We start from the raw sequence: 18,935 nt of genomic DNA, 5'->3' as shown, positions 1-18,935 counted from the left end.
CTGCGGCGACGGTTGCGAGCCCACCTCCCCGCGCATTAGGAAGCCGCATGGACGTGACGACACTGAGAGGCCGCCGGGTGGTCGTCGGCGTGGGTGGCGGCATCGCGGCGTACAAGGCCTGCGAGCTGGTGCGGGAGCTGTCGCGTGCGGGCGCCGAGGTGCGGGTGGCCATGACGGAGTCCGCGCGCCAGTTCGTCACCCCGCTGACCTTCCAGGCGCTCAGCGGGCACCCTGTGCTCACCGATTACTTCGACCCCGCCCAGGAGGGGAACTTCGGCCACCTGGACCTGGCGCGCTGGGGCGAGGCCTTCGTCGTGGCGCCGGCCACCGCGGACCTGCTGGCCCGCATCCGCGCGGGCATGGGCAACGACGCCGTGACGACGTCCCTGCTCGCCTTCCGCGGGCCGGTGGTGCTGGCGCCGGCGATGAACGTGGCCATGTGGGACAACCCCCTGACGCAGGAGAACCTGGCGGCCCTGCTGGCTTACCCACGCTTCTCGCGCGTGGGCCCGGGCGCGGGGATGCTGGCCTGCGGTGACGTGGGGGAGGGGCGGCTGGCGGACGTCCCGGCCATCGCCCAGGCGGTCGCGGCGCGTTTCGGCGCCGGCCCGCTGGCGGGGAAGCGGGTGCTGCTGACGGCGGGCCCCACCCGCGAGTTCCTGGACCCGGTGCGGTTCATCTCCAATCCCTCCACGGGGAAGATGGGGATGGCGCTCGCGCACGCGGCCCGGAGTCTGGGCGCCGAGGTGACGGTGGTGCTCGGTCCCGTGGGCCCCGTGGAGCGCTGCGGCCTGGACGTGGTGGACGTGGTGAGCGCGGACGACATGGCGCGCGAGGTGCTCTCGCGAGTGGGCACCGTGGATGCGTTCATCGCCACGGCCGCCGTCAGCGACTGGCGCCCGGAGACGCGCGCGCCGCAGAAGGTGAAGAAGGGCGCTTCGACTTCACCCGAGGCGCTGGCGCTCGTGCGCACGCCGGACGTGCTCGCGGAGGCCTCCCGCAAGGTGGCGGGGCAGCCGAAGCGGCCGGTGCTGGTGGGCTTCGCGGCGGAGACGGAGCACGTGGTGGCGCACGCGCGCGACAAGCTGGAGCGCAAGGGGCTGGACGCGATTGTCGCCAACGACGTGACGGCCCCTGGGGCGGGCTTTGGAACGGACACCAACCAGGTGACGGTGCTCACGCGCTCGGGCGCGCAGCATGAGCTCCAGGGCAGCAAGCACGAGGTGGCGCGGGCCCTCATTCAACTGCTGCTCGTGTCGCCGTCCTAACGGGGCTCCATCACCGCGAGGGTGACGGTGGTCTTCGACACGAGCCGGGGCGTACCGCCGGAGACGGCGTGGACCTCCGACTCCGTGACGATGAGCCGGCGGCCGGCGCGCAGCACCCGGGCCTTGCACCGCAGCTCCTCACCGGACGCCGTCTGGAGCAGGTGGACGGTGAAGCTGGTGGACAACACCCGCTGGCCCTTGCGGACCACGGAGAAGGCCGCCGCGCCCGCCGTATGGTCCGCCAGCGTCGCCTGGACACCGGCGTGGATGACGCCGTCCTGCTGAAGGTGGCGGGGCTGCACCACCAGCCGGGCCTCCACTTCGCCGGGGCGGATGTCCACGGGATGGATGCCCAGGTCCATGACGAAGGCGGCCGAGGTGAACAGGGCCTCCGTGTCCAGGCGGTAATCCGGGTTCTGGTGCTCCATGGCGGCTCCTCGCTGCGTGACACCGGGTTCGGGGGCGCAAGATAGCGTGGCCAGGGGCGGAGGACTGGGGGCAGGGTGGGGTAGGACTCCGGGCGTGGGCGTGGAACGGCGCTGGCGGGAGGCGAACAGTCGGCTCGGGCGTCCGCTTCCTTGCGCATGGGCGCCACGTCCGATACCGATCCAGGACCGTGACTGACGATACGCCCGAGGCCTCGCAGGACCTGAGCGCCCTGCTGGACGATGTGCGCCGCCACCTCCTCTGGCAGGAGGAGGCCGCTGGCCGGGTGCTGATGATTGACGCCAAGGCGGCGCTCGAGCTCCAGCGCTCGGCTCCCTCCTTGCGCGCGCGCTTCGCTCGGACGCAGGGGACCGCGGACGCCGCGCCTCAACCTCGCCCCGAGGCACCGCCGGCCCGGGGGCCGCCTCCGTCCACGCCTGCTGCTCGCCCCGAAGCGCCGCTGCCTCGCCCGCCGCTGGCGAGCCTGGCACCAGCGTCACGGACGCCGGGCGCGGGGATGCGTGTGGATGCGCCGCCGCCCGGGGCAGCGACCGGCGAGCGGCCGACGCTGGACGAGGTTCGCCGGGAGCTGGGCGACTGCCAGCGCTGCAAGCTGTGCTCGACGCGGAAGAACCTCGTGTTCGGCTCGGGCAACCCCCGCGCGGAGCTGGTGTTCGTGGGAGAGGGCCCGGGAGAGCACGAGGACCTGCAGGGCGTGCCCTTCGTCGGCGCGGCCGGCGACCTGCTGACGAAGATGATTGGCGCGATGGGCTACCGCCGCGATGACGTCTACATCTGCAACGTCGTGAAGTGCCGGCCACCGGGGAACCGCAACCCGGAGCCGGAGGAGATTGCCTCGTGCGAGCCCTTCCTGCGCGCGCAGCTGGCCGCCATCCAGCCCAAGGTGGTGGTGGCGCTGGGCAAGTTCGCGGCGCAGACGCTGCTGCGGGACAGCACGCCCATCACCCGCCTGCGCGGCAACTGGCGCACCTACGAAGGCATTCAACTGATGCCCACCTTCCACCCGGCGTACCTCCTGCGCAGCCCGGCGGAGAAGCGCAAGGCGTGGGAGGACCTCCAGGCGGTGATGAAGGCGCTGGGGAAGCAACCCGGTTCGCGCGCGTAGCCGCGGGCCCGATGAAGGGAATGCACGGATGAATGGATTGCTGGAGTCGAATGAGCTGCTGTCGCCCGCGCTGGAGTCGAACCCGCTGGGGGACCCGGCTCGCCGCAACCTCACCGTGTACCTCCCGCCGGGCTACGGCGCGGATGACCGGCGCTACCCCGTCGTCTATTTCCTGCATGCCTTCGGCAACAGCGGCGGCTCGTGGACGAACGCGTCGGGCTTCGCGCCCACCGTTCCCCAGCGCCTGGACGCGCTCGTCGAGTCGGGCGCGATTCCGCCCGTCATCGGCGTCTTCCCGGATGCCTGGACGTCGCTGGGCGGCAGTCAGTGGGTGAACAGCGACGCCATTGGCCGGTACCGCGACTATCTGACCAAGGACGTGGTGGGCTTCGTGGACCGCACCTACCGCACCCTGCCGAAGGCGGCCTCTCGCGCCGTGGTGGGGCACAGCTCCGGCGGGTACGGCGCGCTGGTGATGGGCCGCTACCACCCGGACCTCTTCTCCCACGTGGGCGCGCACGCCGCGGATTCCTACTTCGAATACTGCTACCTGCCGGATCTGCCGAAGGCCGCGGCGGCGCTGCTGAAGGCGGGCGGCGTGGAGGCGTGGCACGCCGAGTTCCGGACGCGCGTGAGTGAGACGAAGATGCGCGGCGATGACTTCCCGGTGGTGAACGTCCTGGCGATGGCCGCCGCGTACTCGCCGAAGAAGGGCGAGCCGCTCAACGTCGAGCTGCCCTTCGACGCGAACACGGGCCGGCTGCGGCTGGACGTGTGGAACCGGTGGCTGGTGCACGACCCGGTGCGCTTCGTGCCCAAGTTCATGGACGCGTTCCGGAAGCTGAAGACGGTCTACCTGGACTGTGGGACGCGCGACGAGTTCAACATCCGCTGGGGCACGCGGATGCTCGCGGAGGAGTTCGAGAAGGCGGGCCTGGACCGCGTCCACGAGGAGTTCGAGGACGGCCACTCCGGTGTGTCGTACCGCTTCGCGCGCTCGCTGTCCGTCCTGGTGCCGAACCTGGCGCAGGACTGACGTGACGGGGCCAGGGCCCTTCGCGCGGTGGTCGGGATGCCCGCTGGGGGACGCCCCGGCCCACCGCGCGTGACGTGGCGCTGGCCTTTTCCCTGTCCGAGCGGGTAGACGCCTGCCTGGGTGCGCCCCGCCGTGGTGGGGCCGGGCGCCCGACAACCTTCAGGGAGACGGGAACATGAGCATCGACCTCTACGGGCTGTCTCGCGTCGTCGGCGAGAAGGGCGTGCTGCCCCAGCGCGCGAAGCAGTTGGACCCTGCGCTGCCGTGCCGGGAGTCCGAGCTGCTCATCGACGTGGAGAGCCTCAACATCGACGCCGCGTCCTTCAAGCAGATCAAGGCCGAGGTGGGCGGCGACGCGAGGCGCATTGGCGAGCGCATCCAGGAAATCGTCCGCGAGCGGGGGAAGATGCAGAACCCCGTGACGGGCTCGGGCGGCATGTTGATTGGCCGCGTGAAGGAGCTGGGCGCGAAGCACCCCGCGCGCGAGCTGCTCAAGGTGGGCGACCGCATCGCCACGCTGGTGAGCCTGACGCTGACGCCCCTGGTCATCGAAGAGGTGAAGGCGGTGCACGCGGACATCGACCGCGTGGACATCCGCGGACACGCGCTTTTGTTCGCCAGCGGCATCTACGCGAAGCTGCCCTCGGACATGCCGGACACGCTGGCGCTCGCGGCGCTGGACGTGTGTGGCGCGCCCGCGCTGGTGGCCCGGCACGTGCGGCCGGGCATGACGGTGGCGGTGCTGGGCGCGGGCAAGAGCGGGGCGCTGTGTCTGGCGCAGGCGCGGCGCAACCTGGAGAGCCGGGGCAAGCTGCTGGCGCTCGACGTGTCCCAGGGCGCGCTGGACCTGCTGTCCGGCATTGGCCTGTGTGACGTGGCCCTGAAGGTGGACGCCACGCAGGGCGTGGACGTCATGGAGGCCGTGAGCCAGGCGACGGACGGTCAGCTCTGCGACCTGGTGGTCAACTGCGCCAGCGTGGGCAACACGGAGATGGCCACCATCCTGTCGGTGAAGGACGGCGGCACGGCCATCTTCTTCTCCATGGCCACCAGCTTCACCACGGCGGCCCTGGGCGCCGAGGGCGTGGGCAAGGACGTCACCATGGTGGTGGGCAACGGCTACGTGCCCGGCCACGCCGCGCTGACGCTGGACCTGCTGCGCACCGAGCCGGAGCTGCTCCAGCTCTTCGGCACGCGGTACGTCTAGCCGCCGGGCCGCGCCTTCGTGTCATCGCGCCGAGGCGGAGGTCTCCGGCGCGGTGGGCGCTGGCGGCACGGGCGCGCGGGGCTCCTGCGTGCGCGCCCAGTCCTGGGCGCTCCGGCCGCTGCCATCGCGCACGTCGGGCGAGGCGCCCTGCTGGCGGAGCTGGTCCACCACCTCCTCGCGGCCGAACAGGGACGCGAACATCAGCGCCGTCTGTCCGAAGCGGTTGCGCTGGTCCACCGCGCAGGGTTGCTGATTGAGCAGCCCGACGATGTCCGCATAGCCCTTGAAGGCCGCGCCCATGAGCGCGGTGTTGCCGTTGTTGTCGCCAGCGCACGCATCCGCGCCCCCGGCGAGCAGGGCGCGCACCGTGTCCGCATGCCCGTGGTACGCGGCGAGGATGAGCGGCGAGAAGCCGCGAGCATCCCTCGCCTCCACCGGCGTCCCCGCCTGGACGAGCCCGGCGACGATGTCCGTCTCGCCGGCTCGGGCGGCGGCCAGCAGGTAGCGCTCCGCCTCGCTCGTGGCCAGCAGGCGCCCTTGCGGCGCGGGCGCGGCGCGCAGGGACATCCACGCGGCCGTCAACACCCCGGCCCCCAGCATCACCAGGCCCAGCGTTCCCAGCAGCAGCTTGCGAATCATGACGGACTCCAGAGGAGAGGGGCCTGCTCCCGCTGAGGGAAGGCCGGGATGTGACGGGCGGCGAGCGGGGGGATGTCGCCAGGCGGCCACCACACCCCGGCCTTCTCCCAGGGGGAGTGGCCGGAAGCGCCGGGCCCTGGCGACAGCCATGCCGGGGCCCGGCGAAGAACGAATCAGGGGGCGGCGAGCGTGGCCACTGAGGCCTTGGCGTCGTCCACCTTCACGTTGACCGCCTTGGCCAGACGGGTGCCGTAGTCGGCGTTGGCCATGAAGAAGTGGCCCACCATGCGCGCCTTCACTTTGGCGTCTCGCACCTGGTTCAGGTCCGCGGCCAGGTTCTTGATGAGGCGGTCCTTCCCGCCCGCGTCGAGCGCCAGATAGAAGGCGCCGGCCTGCGCGAAGTTGTCCGTCTTGGTGATGCCCCGCTGCTGCGTGGTGCCGCTGAGCGGCGCGTTGGAGAAGAGGTACTGCGGCGCGTCCTGCGTCTCACGGGTGACGCTGGGCTCGTAATTCACATCCGACTTCGTGTTGGCGAAGTTCATGCTGCCCGCCTGGCTGTTGCTGTTCACCGGGGCGCGGGCGCGGTTGATGGGCAGCGACTGGTAGTTGGCGCCCACGCGGTAGCGCTGGGTGTCCGCGTAGGAGAACAGGCGGCCCTGCAGGAGGCGGTCCTCGGAGGGCTCGATGCCTGAGGGCTGCACGCCGGGCGAGAAGGCCGCCTGCTCGGTCTCCTCGAAGAAGTTGTCGGGCATCTTGTTGAGCGTGAACTTGCCCAGCTTGATGGAGGGCACCTGCGCCTCGGGCCAGATCTTCGTCGCGTCGAGCGGGTCGAAGCTGAACGTGTCCAGGTCCTTGGGGTCCAACACCTGCGCGCTCAGCTCCCACGAGGGGAACTTGCGCGCGCCAATGGAGGCATAGAGGTCCGTGGTGGCGTGCTGGTGGTCCTCGCCGACCACGCGAGCGGCCTCCTCGGCGGTGAGGCTCTTCACGCCCTGCTGCGAGGTCCAGTTGAACTTGACGTACTTGTACTCGCCCTTCGCGTTGACGAACTTGAAGGCGTGCACGCCGTGCCCGTTCATCTGGCGGAAGTTCGCCGGGATGCCCAGGTCCGAGTACAGCTGCGTGAGCATGTGCGTGGACTCGGGCTGGTGCGAGAAGAAGTCGAAGAAGCGGTGCGGGTCCTGCTTGTTCGTCACCGGCGACGGCTTCAGCGAGTGCACCATGTCCGGGAACTTGATGGCGTCGCGGATGAAGAAGACGGGCAGGTTGTTGCCCACCAGGTCCCAGTTGCCCTCGTCCGTGTAGAACTTGAGCGCGAAGCCGCGAGGGTCGCGCAGCGTCTCCGGCGAGCCCGACGGATGGATGACCGTGGAGAAGCGCACGAACATCGGCGTCTTCTTGCCCTTCGCGGAGAAGAGGGACGCGCGCGTCAGCTTGGAGAAGTCGCCGTAGCTCTCGAAGGTGCCGTGGGCGCCGGCGCCGCGGGCGTGGACCACGCGCTCGGGGATGCGCTCACGGTCAAAGCGCGCCAGCTTTTCAATGAGGTGAAAGTCCTCCAGGAGGATGCCGCCACGCGGGCCGGCCGTCTTGGAACTCTGGTTGGTCCCCACGGGGGAGCCGGTGTCCGTCGTCAGGGGAGGGGGCGTCGCGGCAACGGCGGCCGAGCCGCCAAAGAGCATGGCGGTCAGAAGCAGGGAGCGGGTTTGCAAGGGATTCTCCTTGTCTCAGGGGGTAAGGCACTCCCGTCCTAAGCAGTCGCCATGCCACTGCCTGCGAATCAATGATTCCAGTGAGTTATGCGTTGTACTGAAGAGCGTCCACCGAATATTCGGTGTAATCACCGTTCTGCCGGTGGGTGAGGTCACCGGCCATTCGGTGTAGTGAGCTCGGAACCGATAATGCGGTGCGGCAACGCCGTACAGGTGTGCATCGGCGCTACCGGCGCTCGTTCGGGCGGGTAAGGTGCGTCCATGCCAGGCCCGTTCATTGAAGACGCGCGGATTGCCAATGCGCGCAAGCTGGCGGACGAAATCGTCAACCCGATCTTCGACCTCATCCGCCGTAACACCACTGTATCGACCGAGCGCACCGTGTTGCGCTTCGTTGGCCTCTCAGGAGCTGGCGCGCGGGGCGTGCCGCTCGCCAACCTGATGGTGGACAAGCTGAAGGCCGCCGGGGTCCTCAACAAGGGGGCCGCCTACTGGTATGGCCGCGCGCTGCAACTGGGCGCGAAGAGCCCGCTGGAGGCCGTGGAGCGGCTGACGGCGCTCCCCACGGAGAAGCTGGCCCCGTTGTCGCCCGAGCAGGAGCACAACCTCCGAGAGGAGGTGCGCGCGGAGGCCCGCGCCGCGCTCGACGACTTGAAGGCCCGCATCGCCCAGCGGGAAGAACTCCAGAAGCAGTTCCCCATGCCCCCCACGCCGCACAAGTACGTCATCGTGGCCACGGGCAACATCTACGACGACGTGGACCAGGCGCGCGCGGCGGCCCAGGCGGGCGCGGACGTCATCGCCGTCATCCGGTCCACGGCGCAGTCGCTGCTGGACTACGTGCCCCACGGCGCGACGACGGAGGGCTACGGCGGCACCTACGCCACCCAGGAGAACTTCCGCATCATGCGCGAGGCCCTGGACGACGAGAGCCGCAAGCTCAAGCGCTACGTCCAGCTCACCAACTACTCGTCCGGCCTCTGCATGTCGGAGATCGCCTTCTGCGCGGCCTACGAGAAGCTGGACATGCTGCTCAACGACGCGATGTACGGAATCCTCTTCCGTGACATCAACATGCGGCGCACGTTCATCGACCAGTACTTCAGCCGCCGCATCTGCGCCCTGGCCGGCATCATCATCAACACCGGCGAGGACAACTACATCACCACCGCGGACGCGTACGACGCGGCCCACACCGTCATCGCCAGCCAGTTCATCAACGAGTGCTTCGCCAAGCGCGCGGGCCTCAAGGACTGGCAGTTGGGCATTGGCCACGCCTACGAAATCGACCCGTACCGCGAGGACACGCTGCTGTTGGAGCTGTCCCAGGCCATGCTGGTGCGCCGCTGCTTCCCGGACGCGCCGCTGAAGTACATGCCGCCCACCAAGCACAAGGAGACGGACATCTTCTTCAGCCACGCTTACGACGTGATGTCGAACCTGGTGGCCATGTGGACGCGGCAGGGCATCCAGCTGCTGGGCATGATGACGGAGGCCATGCACACGCCGCTCCTGGCGGACCGCTACGTGGCGCTCAAGTCCGCGGCCTACATCCACCGCGCGGCGCGGGGCATCGACGAGGAGTTCACCGTCCGGGAGGACGGGAAGATCGCCAACCGGGCCCGCGAGGTGTTCGCCCGGGCGGAGCAGCTGCTCCAGGAGTGCCGCGACGAGGGCATGGTGACCGCCATCGGCCGGGGCCACTTCGGTGACGTGAAGCGCGAGGAGACCGGCGGCAAGGGCCTCGACGGCGTGCTGGAGAAGGCGCCGGACTATTTCAATCCGTTCCTGGAACTCCTGGAGGCTCAGTGATGCTCGGTTCAATCCTTGCCATGGTTCTCACCGCGGGCGGCTCCGCGGACGCGCTGGCGCAGGTCCAGGTGAAGAACGTGTCCCTCCAGGTTCCCGCCTCGTGGAATCGCTCCGAGGACGCGGGGACGTACAAGTTCCAGGCGCCCAGCGGGGACGCCTACTTCCTGGTGGACGTGGGCGCCGTGCAGACGGCGGGCATGAAGGCCCAGACGTGCGTGGACAAGATTGTCGCGTCCATTGGCGGCAGGGGCTGGGAGCGTCTGAAGGTGGGCGCCCAGCCGGCGGCGAAGCGTCAGGAGACGGACGTGGCGCCGGATGGCAGTGGCGCGGTGGACTCCGTGACGTATGTGGGCTGCGACGGAAAGACGACGTGGTCCGTCGTCTTCTACCTGGAGCAGACGAAGAAGGAGCGGTTCGCGCCGCTGGCCCAGAAGGTGGGCTCCAGCGTCAAGATTCAGCGGGCCGGGGGGAAGTGAGCCGATGGTGAAGCCGAGCAAGCAGATCATCCGTCCCTACGGCGACCGGCGGGACGACGGCGTGGTGCAGCTGTCGTTCACCCTGCCGGTGCCGCTGTCCGAGAAGGCCAAGGAGGCCGCCGCCGTCTTCACGAAGAAGATGGGCTTCACCGACGTGAAGGTGGCCGCCGCCGAGCGCGCCGCGGACGCCTACACCTTCTTCATCGTCTACGCCCGGTCGTCCGTCGCGCTGGACTACGCCGAAATCGACGTGCCCGAAGTCGTCGTGAAGAAGATGTCCTTCGACGACCTCAACGCCTTCATCAAGGAGAAGGTGAAGCGGCGCATCGTGGTGTTCGGCGCGTGCACGGGCACGGACACGCACACGGTGGGCATCGACGCCATCCTCAACATGAAGGGCTACGCGGGCGACTACGGCCTGGAGCGCTACCCCGGGTTCGAGGCCTTCAACCTGGGCAGCCAGGTGCCGAACGAGGACCTCATCAAGAAGGCCCTGGCGCGCAACGCGGACGCCATCCTGGTCAGCCAGGTCGTCACCCAGCGCGACGTGCACAAGGACAACTCGCGGCACTTCATTGACGCCGCGAAGGCCGCCGGCATCCACGGGAAGGTCCAACTGCTGCTGGGTGGGCCCCGGGTGGACCACAAGCTGGCGCTGGAGCTGGGCTTCGACGCCGGCTTCGGGCCCGGCACCAAGCCGTCCGACGTGGCCAACTACATCGTCCACGCGCTCCTGAAGAAGGAAGGCAAGGAGCCGCAGGACGCGCACTTCCAGGGGGAGCCCCAGTGAGCGTGGGAACGAAGGCGGTCATCCGGCTGCGCATGAGCAGCCACGACGCGCACTACGGCGGCAACCTGGTGGACGGCGCGCGCATGCTGGGCCTCTTCGGTGACGTGGCCACGGAGCTGTGCATCCGCGGCGACGGGGACGAGGGCCTGTTTCGCGCCTATGACTCCGTGGAGTTCCTGGCCCCGGTGTACGCGGGGGACTTCATCGAGGCGGAGGGCGAAATCGTCAGCGCCGGCAATACGTCGCGGAAGATGCGCTTCGAGGCGCGCAAGGTCATCAAGCCGCGGCCGGACGTGAATGACTCGGCGGCGGACGTGCTGGCGGAGCCGGTGGTGGTGTGCCGGGCCTCGGGGACGTGCGTGGTGCCCAAGGACAAGCAGCGAGGCGCGAAATGAGCACGCCCATGGTCATCACCGCGGCCCTGGTGGGCGCGGAGACGACGCGCGAGCAGACGCCGCACCTGCCCATCACCGCGGAGGAGATCGCCGAGGACGCCGCGCGCTGCCGCGAGGCCGGCGCGGCGATGGTGCACATTCACGTGCGCACGCCGGACGGCAAGCCGTCCCAGGACGCGGAGCTGTTCCGGGCGGCCATCCGCGCCATCCGCAAGCGCACGGATGTGCTCATCCAGACGTCCACGGGCGGCGCGGTGGGCATGACGGTGGACCAGCGCTGCGGGCCGCTGACGCTCACCGGCGAGGACCGGCCGGACATGGCCACCTTGACGACGGGCACGGTGAACTTCGGCGAGGAGGTCTTCTGGAATCCCCGGCCGCTGGTGCGTGACATCGCCAGGCGCATCCGGGCGATTGGCCTGCGGCCGGAGCTGGAGTGCTTCGACGTGGGCATGATTGACGAGGCCCGCTACCTGGCGAAGGAGGGGCTGGTGGACCTGCCGGCGCACTTCGACTTCGTGCTCGGGGTGCCGGGCACGTTGCAGCCGCGTCCGGAGGTGCTGGACTTCATGATTGCCTCGCTGCCTGAAGGCTCCACCTGGACGGTGGCGGGCGTGGGCCGGCACCAGCTGGCCTACGTGGACGAGGCGGCGAAGCGGGGCGGCAACGCGCGTGTGGGCCTGGAGGACAACATCTACCTGTCCAAGGGCGTGCTCGCGAAGGGCAACTGGGAGCTCGTCGCCGAGGCGGCGAAGCGCGCGCGTGCGCATGGCCGCGAGCCGGCCTCGCCGGAGCAGGCGCGCAAGCTGTTGCGGTTGTCGTAGCACCGCCGAATATCTTCGTGACGGCCGCCGCCCGAGTCCTGCCGGGCGGCGCTCGTATTCGGCGTGCAAATGCACTTCGCTCCGTGATTCCAGGTAAAGTCAGTTTGCAATGAAGAGTCAGAAAGTTGGACTTGGCCTGTTGTGTTTCCTGGCCGCCGTGTCGCTGGGCTGCACCAGCAGCGCCACCGGAACCGCCAGTCGCCGCGATGTCTATGCCCTGGCGACATGTACCGACACGGTGTCGTGCTGCGTCCAGCGCAACCTTGGCATGCCCGAAGCGTGCGGCCTCACGGCGAGCGAGGCCGCCGCGCACATGGCAGGCGTCAAGATGGCGATGGAGGCGACGGAAGACGCGCCCGCCGTACAAGATGACGCTCACAACGCGGAACTGCCCGAATGGAAGCGCCGCTGCATTCGGAACTACGGCGACTGCAAGGAGGGACTGTTTGCCGGGCCCTGCTACGACTGCCTTCGCATGTGTGAAGGGCAGCAGGACTGGCCCCTTGAGATGTGCGGCCCGAATCAGAAGAAAAGGCGCTGACTTATGGCCGACCGCCCTGACTGGAGCTTGTTCCGCGCGCTCTCCCGCCGCGTGTTGCGGGACGGCGTGCCTCTCGTGCTCACAGAGACCGTGCGCATGTTGTTGCTACGCACCGCACATGAGGTCGCAATCCACGACGCGGAGACCGCATTGAGCACCGAGGAGGGGGCCTTGGCCCTGATGAGTGAGGCTGCACGCCGCATCACGGACGGCTCAAACAGGCTCACGGATGCGCTCCACATGATGTGGCAACACCAGCGAGTTGGGGATTACAATCGGGCGCGGCAACTGATGCGCGACGTTTTGGCTGTCGAAGTCGTGCCGTACTACCGAGTGCTTGCACAAGGCCAGCTCGACGACATGGCCGACGAGCCTTGAACGACTTCACCTGGAGCATTTGCTCCGACGCCTCAACGACCAGGTGCCCCGGCTCGCGCTGTCCTTCCCTGCGCGTTGCTCCGCCAGGTCGCGCCCCTGCTGTCGTCACGGCCCCTTGCGCGCGTCGAGCTGACTCCGGTCAATGTGAGTCTGCCCCAGTTCCGTGGACACCCGAGATGTGATGAAGGGGTTCCAAGATGTCCACGGAGACGAAGCAGAGAAGGAAGCGCCGCAGCTTCACCGCCGAGTTCAAGGCGGAGGCTGTCCGGCTGGTGCAGGAGGAGGGCAAGACAGTGGGCCAGGTGGCACGAGAACTGGACCTCACCGAGACGGATCTGCGCACCTGGGTGGAGCGGGCCCGGACGGACCGGGGCCAGGGCAAGCCGGGAGCACTGACGGCAGCCGAGCGCGAGGAACTGGCGAGGCTGCGCAAGGAGAACCGCCAGCTGCAGATGGAGCGTGACTTCCTAAAAAAAGAAGCGGCCTTTTTCGCGAAGGAGGGCTCGAAGTGAAGTTCGAGCTCATCGAAGCGCAGAAGGCCCACTTCCCCGTCGAGCTGATGTGTCGGCAGCTGGGCGTGGCCCGCTCGGGCTACTGCGCGTGGCGGAGCCGACCGGAGTCCGCGCGGAAGAAGGCAGACCGAGCCCTGGCCGTGGAGGTGGCGGCTGTGCACCAGAAGAGTCGCGGCACCTACGGCAGCCCGCGGGTGCACGCGGAACTGCGAGCCGGAGGCCGGCGCGTCAGCCGCAAGCGCGTCGCGCGCCTCATGGGCCAGCAGGGCCTGGCCGCACGCAGGAAGCGTCGCTTCGTGCGAACCACGGACTCACGCCACAGCCAGCCCGTGGCCCCCAACGTGCTTGCACGGGACTTCTCCTTCGACCAGCCCAACTGCACCTGGGTGACGGACATCACCTAGGTCTGGACGAGGCAGGGCTGGCTCTACCTGTCCGTGGTGCTCGACCTCTTCTCGCGGCGGGTGGTCGGCTGGGCCATGAGCGAGTTCATCGACCGCCACCTGGTGCTGGGTGCGCTCGACATGGCGCAAAAGGGCCGCCAGTCTCCGCGAGGGCTGCTGCACCACTCGGACAGGGGCAGTCAGTACGCCAGCGAGGACTACCAGCGAGCTCTGGCCTCCCGTGGCATCCAGTGCAGCATGAGCCGCAAGGGGAACTGTTGGGACAACGCCGTGGCCGAGAGCTTCTTCAGCACCTTGAAGATGGAACGCGTCCATGACGCGGACTTCGCCACGCGCGAGCAGGCCCGCTCCGCGCTCTTCGAGTACATTGAGGTCTTTTACAACTGGCAGCGCCGCCACTCCTCGCTGGGCTACGTGAGCCCGGTGGAGTATGAGCGGCTCGTCTCACCGGTAGCTCAGGCAGCATAACCACGCTGTCCACGGAATCGGGGCAAGCCCAGCTCACCGGTGACGCGCTTGAGGAGGCAATTGAGCCATGGCGGCAGCTGACGAATGGGACAATGTCGACAGTGCTTTCGGGCGTCTAGAGCGATATCGCGTGCTTCATCCGGCGCTGGCGGCAATGAGGCGACTGGTCGACATGATCAAGCATGACCCGGCGTTCGCCGACGTGCATCCGGTGGTGTCGCATGCGTCGCTGGTTCTCTCTCGGGGACACGCGAAGGGAGGCGTGGGCGTGGCCTGGCATGAGGGCGACGTATATGCAGTGTCGTTCGTTGATTCACCGCTGAAGTTTTCGGGGCGAAGATTTGTTCGCGAGGACGACGTGGTTCGGGTGCTGTGTGAGTACCTCAGGGGCAAGTCCTGAATTCTGCGTAGTTGGTTCGGAGGGGGTTCGGGGAGGAAGGCTCCTCGGCGGCATCATGCAGCGGCGGCCCATGGGCTTCTTCAGCGGGCGCGGCGTGCCGGGGGACGAGTTCCGCTACGAGTGGCGGTGTGTCGCGCCGCGGCCAACACCGTCGAGCGCCGTCCCGCCCACCGTCCGCTGCCCCGATGTCCCTTCAGGCAGGCACCAACCGGTGAACGGTTACTTTCGGGGCTCATCTTCGAGGTCTTCGAGCTGGCCTTCCGCGACCTCGCGGTAGTGCGGCACCACTTCGACGGAGAGCACATCCCGCATTTCCTGGCGGGCGCTGTCGAAGTCGCCAGCCTTCTGGTGGCGATACATTCTGTGCAGCGCGTCCATCAGCCTGTTGGACCCATCCGTGATGCGCCGCGAACTCTCACGGAGGAGTTCCAACGCCCCTTCGTCCGTTGAAAGTGCCTGCTCGGCGTTGGCATCGCCAATGCCCACTTCTCGCGCCGTGCGCCGGAGGAGTGCACGCACATCATCGTCTAGGACGAGCGGAGCCCCTTCTCGGATGACCCTGCGTGCCAATGCGCGGATGGGGTCCCAATCAATCTTCTCGGACATGGGTCACCTCTTCTTCCTGCTCGGAGAGCACTTGTCCTCTGGCCATTCCTGCTGTCCCTCGCAGAGGCGAAGGCAGTCGTGGCACGAGCCAGTCCAGCCGAATTCCTGGCAATCGCCATAGGAGCGGATGCAACGCCGCTTCCACTCCGGCAGGCTCGCGTTGTGCGCGTCGTCCCATTCGGCGGGCGCGTCTTCCTCCTTGGCTATCTCCTCCATGGCCGTCTTGACGCCTGCCATGTGCGCGGCGGCTTCGCTCGCGGTGAGGCCGCACGCTTCGGGCATGCTGGGGTTGCGCTGGATGCAGCACGTGACGGTGTCGGTACAGGTTGCCAGCGCATAGGCGTCGCGGCGGCCGGCGGTGCCGGTGGCTCTGCTGGTGCAACCCAACGACAGGGCGACCCAGAGCCACAACAGGTTGATCTTGTTGTTCCGCTTTGTCATAATAAGCGGAATAGTAGTGGATCGGTTCCATGCGTCTATCACCCTGGATGAGTAGTCCATGGGGGGCCAGACCCCTCGGTTGGGCCTGCCCCGGTCCCGTGGATACCCGAGCTGTGATTGCGCGGGTTGCCGATGTCGGCAGCGGAGTGAGTCGCCTGTCCTTCCGCCAGCTCACGGGAGCTCGATGTTGCCGAGGATGATGGGGCGCTTGCCGCCCTCCGCCCACAGCGTCAGGGTGAAGGGGCCTCGCGGCGCGCCTTCAACGGGCTCGGTCTCCACCAGGACGCTCATCTCCTCGCCGGGGTTGATGGCGGTGGGGGCCCACACCCGCGCGACCTTCAACTCCGCGCCATCCGGAGCCACCAGGGCCGCGCCGGTGGCCTGCCAGGGCTTCGCGCCCAGCGGGTTCTTCAGGTCCACCACCACCAGAGTGCTCTTGGCCCGGAAGGTCAGCCCGGACCGGATCGCCAGGCTGTTTCTGGCGTGCTCCCGGACGTCCAAAAACTCTCTTGCGGCGATGCCGGTGCGGTCCATGTCGCCACTCACCCACAGCCCTGTCAGCCCGTCAGGGCGCGCCTGCGCTGCCTTCAGTCGCGCATTCTCCTCTCGCAGCTCTTGAAGCGCCCGGTGGGTCTCCCGTAGCTCCCGCTGGAGAGACACGGCCGTGCGCGCTCGCCGGAAGAGCTCCACCTGCCGCTCGGCCCGCGCGGGCGTCGCCACGACGAGTTGGAGCGTGGCCTGGGTGGGGACCGCGCCGTCCGCGAAGGAGACGGTCAGCGTGGTGCGGGACTCGTCGGCCACCGGCTCCTCGGGCACCAGGATGAGGAGCTCGCCATCCACCACCTTCCGGTAGCGTCCCGGTCCGGACGACTCCGCGCGTGCCAGGGGCGTGTCGAAGCGCAGCACCGTGGCGACCCCCTCTCCGACCCGGATTTCAGGGGGCCGTCCGCACCGCTCCGCGCCCAGCTCAATGGGTCGCTCCGCCGGGTCTCGGCAGGAGGCGGGCTCGGCGCGCACGGGCGCCGCCGCCAGCAGTACAGCAAGGGCAAGAAGGATGGGCAGTGGCGTTGACACGGACAATCACTTCCCTGGTGGGCGGAACGCGCCGGTGGCGGAGGGCACTATTCGAAGCGATTCACGGCGTAGAGCAGGGCGGTGTTGCTGACCGTGGCGGCGCCCGGGCCCGGGTCGCGGCCCTTCCGTCGGAGGCCGCGTACGCCGCGCTGCTCGACCATCTCCAGGCACACGGGGATGAAGTCCCCACCGCGCGTGTAGGCCTGGGTGAAGCGACCATAGACGCGGTCGGCGAAGATGAGTTCGCCCACGGCCTTGCCTGAGGTCAGGGTTCCGAACCGCAGTCCAAGCTCGACCTGGACACGGCCCTCGCGGACGGGGACAGGCTCGCCGAAGCGCTTTTCGTCGACGAAGGCGAGGCTGGTGGCGTCCCCGATTTCAATGCCGGCGCGCTTCATGGCCGCCAACGCGCCGGGCGGGCAGGGCTCGCCCGGAGGCGGAGGCCGCACCTGTGGGCCGCTGGGGCAGCCCAAACCCGAGCAGGCGGCGACGGCCACCAGGGTCCGGGCTGCTGCCTTGAGTGGCCGCGTGCTGGCGGCGCGCTGCGGGGGAATCATCACGCTGTCGGGCATCTGCTTCACGGGGAGCTCTTCCTTCTTCGGGTGCGCCACCTCGGCGGTGACGGCCGCGAGGGTGGGCCCGGGACTGGGCAGGGACGCGGCCCGCCCACTTTCCGGCCGGCCACCGGGCAAAGCCACTTCCCGGATGGGGTTGCCCACGCCGCCATGCGTGGGGGCCGCCACCCAGAGCCACGTCCCCACCGCGCACGCCAGCCCCGCGAGCAGCACGGCCCAGCGCGCCGCGCGCCGGTGCACGGGCGTCGCCGCGGCCTGGGGGGCACGCCGCTCCAGCGGTGCCTTGTCCGGCCGGGGCCCGCGCCTGGGGGAGTCCCAGCGAGCGTCACCTGCCTCGGCCCACAGCTCCAGCGCGGCGTCATTGCCGAGCTCGGACCAGGACTCAGGTTCGGGGGTCTCCGCATCCCGCCGCCACTCGCACAAGGGGACGTCCCATGTCGCGTCGACGGCGGCGAGCACCTGCTCCACCTCCTCGCTCAGTGCCGCCGCGCTTCCTCGGGCCTCGGGGTCCTTGGCCAGGAGCCGCAGGCACAGCTCGCTCAGCGCCGGGGGCACGCGCGGGTTCATGGCGAGGGGAGGGCGAGGCGCCTCGGAGATGACGGCCTCGATCTCCGTGGGAGTTACCACCTCCAGGAACGGGGGACGGCCGGTGAGCATCCAGTAGAGGACGACGCCGAGCGCGTAGAGGTCATCCGTGGGGCCGCACCGGTATCGCGCGGTCGTGTCCGCGCTGTGGGCCCTGCGGAACGCCAGCGCCTCCGGGCTTCGATAGCGCAGGGTGCCCGGCGGCAGGACGCCCTGGGTGAGGCGGGGCGCTCCGGCGAAGTCACCCACGCCGAAGTCCACCAGGACGGGCTCACCGTCCGCCTCCCGCACCATGACGTTGGACTCCTTGACGTCGCGATGCACGACCTCCGCCTTGTGCGCGGCCGCCAGGCCCCGGGCCATGCCGCGCAGCAGTCGTGCCACCTGGCGCGCACTGGGGTTCTCTTCCTCCACCCACTGGTGCAGGGTCCTTCCGCGCACGCACTCCATGGCCAGGTAGAACAACCGCGGCTCCCCGCCTGGGACATGCCCGCAGGCGCGAAAGGCCACCACGTTGGGGTGGCGCAGCCGCATGAGGATGGCGCTCTCGCGCGTCGACCACCCCGCCATCTCGTGGACGTCCTGGAGCTTGAGCGCGACCTCCTCGCCGTCGCGCCGCGCGAGGTAGACGTTGCCGCATGCGCCGCTGCCCAGCCACTCGCCCAGGGTGAAGCCCGCGATGCCTGCCCCCGGCGAATCGTCTCGCCTCTGCGCTTCCGCCATGCCGTCTCCCTGGAGCTTCCTGCCCGGCGGGTCCAACCTGACGTGTCACCGGGCGCCAGCAGGACCCCGCCGGGAGGATGCCGTTCTCGCTACCGACAGGGAAGATGAAAGTGCTTTCCCGGGCATGGTCCTCAAGGGTTTAGGGCGCAATGGGCTAGGCTCCCGGACGAGCCATGGACGAAGAACTGGGAGCGACGTTTGGAAAGGCCGTGCGCGAGGCGCGCGCGCGGCTGGGATTGACGCAGGTGGAAGTGGCGGCGCTGTTGGACATGCACCCCATGGTCTACAGCCGGATGGAGCGGGGAAAGATGTTGCCGCGGGTGTCCACGCTCCGGCATGTGGCCATGGTTCTGCGCACCTCCACGGATGAACTCCTGGGCCTCTCCAGGGAGGGCCACGCGGGCGCGAAGCAGCAGTCCGCGCTGCAGCGGCGGTTGATGACGCTCTCGGAGACGCTGGACGAAGAGCAGCTCAAAGCGCTCGTCGTGATGGCGAGCGCCCTGTCCCGTTAGCGCCAGGG

Annotated in this window: 20 protein-coding genes and 1 pseudogene; 14 read left to right on the top strand and 7 right to left on the bottom strand. The window is 68.9% G+C overall.

Annotated features, from left to right (window positions below):
• Positions 1 to 47 precede the first annotated feature (47 nt).
• Positions 48 to 1,268, top strand: coding sequence for a bifunctional phosphopantothenoylcysteine decarboxylase/phosphopantothenate--cysteine ligase CoaBC (gene coaBC / locus KGD87_RS11255; RefSeq protein WP_284667458.1), 1,221 nt, complete (start codon positions 48 to 50; stop codon positions 1,266 to 1,268).
• Here the strand turns inward: coaBC and KGD87_RS11250 are convergent.
• The gene (locus KGD87_RS11250; protein ID WP_284667457.1) at positions 1,265 to 1,696 is read right to left on the bottom strand and encodes a PaaI family thioesterase; all 432 of its coding nucleotides are present in this window, start codon (positions 1,694 to 1,696) and stop codon (positions 1,265 to 1,267) included. The genes coaBC and KGD87_RS11250 overlap by 4 nt on opposite strands.
• Before the next feature lie 188 nt (positions 1,697 to 1,884).
• Between KGD87_RS11250 and KGD87_RS11245 the strand changes: the two genes are divergently transcribed.
• The 3 genes from KGD87_RS11245 (at position 1,885) to kdd (ending at position 5,063) form a co-directional block, all read left to right on the top strand.
• Entirely contained in the window at positions 1,885 to 2,820 is a 936-nt protein-coding gene (locus KGD87_RS11245) for a uracil-DNA glycosylase family protein (protein ID WP_284667456.1), read from the top strand.
• 28 nt (positions 2,821 to 2,848) lie between these two features.
• On the top strand, positions 2,849 to 3,856 hold the full coding sequence (locus KGD87_RS11240; RefSeq protein WP_284667455.1) for an alpha/beta hydrolase: 1,008 nt from the start codon (positions 2,849 to 2,851) through the stop codon (positions 3,854 to 3,856).
• A 175-nt stretch (positions 3,857 to 4,031) separates the two neighbouring features.
• Entirely contained in the window at positions 4,032 to 5,063 is a 1,032-nt protein-coding gene (gene kdd, locus KGD87_RS11235) for an L-erythro-3,5-diaminohexanoate dehydrogenase (RefSeq protein WP_284667454.1), read from the top strand.
• A 21-nt stretch (positions 5,064 to 5,084) separates the two neighbouring features.
• On the opposite strand, the gene KGD87_RS11230 is transcribed toward kdd, so the two are convergent.
• A complete protein-coding gene (locus KGD87_RS11230; protein WP_284667453.1) occupies positions 5,085 to 5,702 on the bottom strand; it encodes an ankyrin repeat domain-containing protein in 618 nt (205 codons plus the stop codon).
• A 173-nt stretch (positions 5,703 to 5,875) separates the two neighbouring features.
• Positions 5,876 to 7,411 (bottom strand): catalase, encoded by a 1,536-nt coding sequence (locus KGD87_RS11225; RefSeq protein ID WP_284667452.1) that lies wholly within the window; start codon positions 7,409 to 7,411, stop codon positions 5,876 to 5,878.
• 261 nt (positions 7,412 to 7,672) lie between these two features.
• Here KGD87_RS11225 and kamD point away from each other — a divergent pair, with 261 nt between their 5' ends.
• From kamD to KGD87_RS11180, 9 genes and pseudogenes are all read left to right on the top strand, one after another.
• Positions 7,673 to 9,223, top strand: a complete 1,551-nt coding sequence (gene kamD, locus KGD87_RS11220; protein ID WP_284667451.1) for a lysine 5,6-aminomutase subunit alpha — start codon at positions 7,673 to 7,675, stop codon at positions 9,221 to 9,223.
• Positions 9,220 to 9,699, top strand: a complete 480-nt coding sequence (locus tag KGD87_RS11215; protein WP_284667450.1) for a hypothetical protein — start codon at positions 9,220 to 9,222, stop codon at positions 9,697 to 9,699. The genes kamD and KGD87_RS11215 overlap by 4 nt, the downstream gene beginning before the upstream one ends.
• A 4-nt stretch (positions 9,700 to 9,703) precedes the next feature.
• Positions 9,704 to 10,489 carry a lysine 5,6-aminomutase subunit beta gene (kamE, locus tag KGD87_RS11210; RefSeq protein WP_284667449.1) on the top strand — a complete coding sequence of 262 codons (786 nt, stop codon included), beginning with the start codon at positions 9,704 to 9,706 and terminating at the stop codon, positions 10,487 to 10,489.
• Complete coding sequence (gene kal / locus KGD87_RS11205) at positions 10,486 to 10,884, top strand: 3-aminobutyryl-CoA ammonia lyase (RefSeq protein WP_284667448.1); 399 nt, start codon at positions 10,486 to 10,488, stop codon at positions 10,882 to 10,884. The genes kamE and kal overlap by 4 nt, the downstream gene beginning before the upstream one ends.
• The gene (gene kce / locus KGD87_RS11200) at positions 10,881 to 11,708 is read left to right on the top strand and encodes a 3-keto-5-aminohexanoate cleavage enzyme (protein ID WP_284667447.1); all 828 of its coding nucleotides are present in this window, start codon (positions 10,881 to 10,883) and stop codon (positions 11,706 to 11,708) included. The genes kal and kce overlap by 4 nt, the downstream gene beginning before the upstream one ends.
• Positions 11,709 to 11,817: 109 nt before the next feature.
• On the top strand, positions 11,818 to 12,249 hold the full coding sequence (locus tag KGD87_RS11195) for a hypothetical protein (RefSeq protein WP_284667446.1): 432 nt from the start codon (positions 11,818 to 11,820) through the stop codon (positions 12,247 to 12,249).
• 3 nt (positions 12,250 to 12,252) lie between these two features.
• Positions 12,253 to 12,627 carry a DUSAM domain-containing protein gene (locus tag KGD87_RS11190; RefSeq protein WP_284667445.1) on the top strand — a complete coding sequence of 125 codons (375 nt, stop codon included), beginning with the start codon at positions 12,253 to 12,255 and terminating at the stop codon, positions 12,625 to 12,627.
• Between the two features lie 197 nt (positions 12,628 to 12,824).
• Positions 12,825 to 14,011, top strand: a pseudogene (locus KGD87_RS11185) (IS3 family transposase).
• A gap of 67 nt (positions 14,012 to 14,078) precedes the next feature.
• Positions 14,079 to 14,411, top strand: coding sequence for a hypothetical protein (locus tag KGD87_RS11180; protein ID WP_284667444.1), 333 nt, complete (start codon positions 14,079 to 14,081; stop codon positions 14,409 to 14,411).
• A gap of 219 nt (positions 14,412 to 14,630) precedes the next feature.
• Here KGD87_RS11180 and KGD87_RS11175 read toward each other — a convergent pair whose 3' ends face one another.
• From KGD87_RS11175 to KGD87_RS11160, 4 genes are all read right to left on the bottom strand, one after another.
• Positions 14,631 to 15,017 (bottom strand): DUSAM domain-containing protein, encoded by a 387-nt coding sequence (locus KGD87_RS11175; protein WP_284667443.1) that lies wholly within the window; start codon positions 15,015 to 15,017, stop codon positions 14,631 to 14,633.
• Between the two features lie 3 nt (positions 15,018 to 15,020).
• The gene (locus KGD87_RS11170) at positions 15,021 to 15,458 is read right to left on the bottom strand and encodes a hypothetical protein (protein ID WP_284668615.1); all 438 of its coding nucleotides are present in this window, start codon (positions 15,456 to 15,458) and stop codon (positions 15,021 to 15,023) included.
• A 171-nt stretch (positions 15,459 to 15,629) separates the two neighbouring features.
• Entirely contained in the window at positions 15,630 to 16,532 is a 903-nt protein-coding gene (locus KGD87_RS11165; RefSeq protein ID WP_284667442.1) for a DUF2381 family protein, read from the bottom strand.
• A gap of 47 nt (positions 16,533 to 16,579) precedes the next feature.
• A complete protein-coding gene (locus KGD87_RS11160) occupies positions 16,580 to 18,415 on the bottom strand; it encodes a serine/threonine-protein kinase (protein ID WP_284667441.1) in 1,836 nt (611 codons plus the stop codon).
• A gap of 173 nt (positions 18,416 to 18,588) precedes the next feature.
• Here KGD87_RS11160 and KGD87_RS11155 point away from each other — a divergent pair, with 173 nt between their 5' ends.
• A complete protein-coding gene (locus KGD87_RS11155; RefSeq protein WP_284667440.1) occupies positions 18,589 to 18,927 on the top strand; it encodes a helix-turn-helix domain-containing protein in 339 nt (112 codons plus the stop codon).
• Positions 18,928 to 18,935: the final 8 nt, after the last annotated feature.

Origin of the sequence: Myxococcus sp. SDU36 (genome assembly GCF_030168875.1) — a bacterium.
Taxonomy (GTDB): domain Bacteria; phylum Myxococcota; class Myxococcia; order Myxococcales; family Myxococcaceae; genus Myxococcus; species Myxococcus vastator.
This window is presented reverse-complemented; position numbering and strand designations above follow the sequence as displayed.